Annotated in this window: 1 protein-coding gene; it reads right to left on the bottom strand. The window is 61.0% G+C overall.

Annotated elements, in window-relative coordinates; translation table 11 throughout:
• Positions 1-117: 117 nt before the first annotated feature.
• Positions 118-1,518: an ISNCY family transposase gene (locus WS96_RS15270; RefSeq protein ID WP_124681574.1), complete on the bottom strand. Its 1,401-nt coding sequence runs from the start codon at positions 1,516-1,518 to the stop codon at positions 118-120.
• Between the last annotated feature and the right edge of the window lie 127 nt (positions 1,519-1,645).

A 1,645-nucleotide genomic window follows, 5' to 3' on the forward strand; every position in this document is an offset into this window, starting at 1 on the left:
TGTCATACCCGGATTCAGATGTCGTAGCGCCAGCTAAATACAGATGTCGCATGTTTCATCGGCCTTTCCATCCTTTAACGTTGAAGCGCCGAGCTTGAAGCAGCAGGGCGCTTACGTTCACCCGCGGGCCTTCGCAGACCGCCGATTCGATTCCGTTTGATGTGTTTGTGAAGCGACCTGCAGGATGGCTGCTTCGATATCAGTTTCCGTGAACGCGCGCTGTTTCTTGGCACCTGGCAACGATGCCTTGGCTCGTACCGGTAGCCCTCGATTGGCGCGCGACGGGGAACCCGAAATCCGCCGGTTATCGCGCTGCGCCTGAATCGCTTCAGCCACTTGCAGCGCGTGGCTCAGGCGCTTGTGTTCGATGATCGCGCCTTGATCGACCTCTGCCAGTTTGTCGTAAAGACGGCATCGCAATACCTCGCCATCAGCCCGGATCTCGATCCGACCATCCGGATACTCCCAGACGTCGATGTAGCGATGAATCAACTTCCGATTCTCGAGCGTATCGTCCAGCAAATACAGCACCCGGTCGTACAGCACCGTGAGCGACTTCGAGACCCGACGCGTTTCGCGCCAGGTCATCACCCGGTCCAGATTCTCGTCGTCTCGCAGCGGCCGGTGCGCATTGAAGTCGCTGCGCGGCGGCTTCGCGAAGCGACGGTTGAAATCAGCGATGAAGGAGGGCGCATACGCGTTGGCGTCGGCTACCGTGCTGATGCCGCGCAAGCGCATTTCCTTGACCAACCGGTCCTGCAGCGTCAGGTTGGCCCGTTCCACACGTCCCTTCGCCGAACTGCTGTTCGCGCAGAACGTGTCGATGTTCAGCTCGTACATCGCGCGGCCAAACTGCGTCACGCTGCTGCCGGTCTTGCCCGCAGTCGGGCTGCGGAACACGCTGTACTTGTCGCTGTAGAACGCCACGGGCTTGCCATGGCGCTCCAGATACGTCCGCGTCGCCTCGAAGTAGCTGAACGTCGATTCGGTCTGCGTGAAGTGCAGCATCATCAGCCGGCTCGTCGCGTCGTCCACATACACCAGCAGCGTGCAGGCCGGTGCCCGTTCCTCGAACCACCGATGATCGCTGCCGTCGATCTGGATCAGTTCGCCGAGGCAAGCCCGGCGCGCTCGCGGCTGATAAACCTTCGGCGGTCGTTGCCGGCGCGGAATCCACAGCCCGGCGTCCGTCATCAGCCTTCTGACCGTCTCCTTCGACAACTGCAGCCCGTGGCATTCCCACAGCTTCTCGCAAGCCAGCGTCGGCCCGAAATCGGCGTAGCGCTCACGAATCAGGCTCAAGGCACGATGCGCCAAATCCTCGGGCAGTTGATGGTTGCTCGCGTGACCACGACGCTGCGAAATCAGCCCGACCGGGCCAGCAGCGCGATACCGGGCGACCAGCCGTTCAATCTGCCGGCGACTGATCCCGAGCCGCTCCGCGGCTCGCCAAGGCATCAGATGCTGCTCGATCACGGCTTCCACGACCTTCAGACGGTCCAGCTCCCGCATGCTCATGGTGATCAGTCCAGGTTGGCCCACGATGCGCTCCGGCAGTTCAAACCGCCGCCAGCATGCGCCGAAACCCTCGAACTACGACATTTCAACTTTGCCCAGATACGACATTACAACTTTGCTCTTACAC

This window comes from Burkholderia sp. MSMB1835, from assembly GCF_001526365.1.
Lineage (GTDB): Bacteria > Pseudomonadota > Gammaproteobacteria > Burkholderiales > Burkholderiaceae > Burkholderia.

Coding starts and splice junctions, on each gene's coding strand:
- WS96_RS15270 (WP_124681574.1), bottom strand. CDS start 1,518: ATGAGCATGCGGGAGCTGGACCGTCTGAAGGTCGTGGAAGCCGTGATC.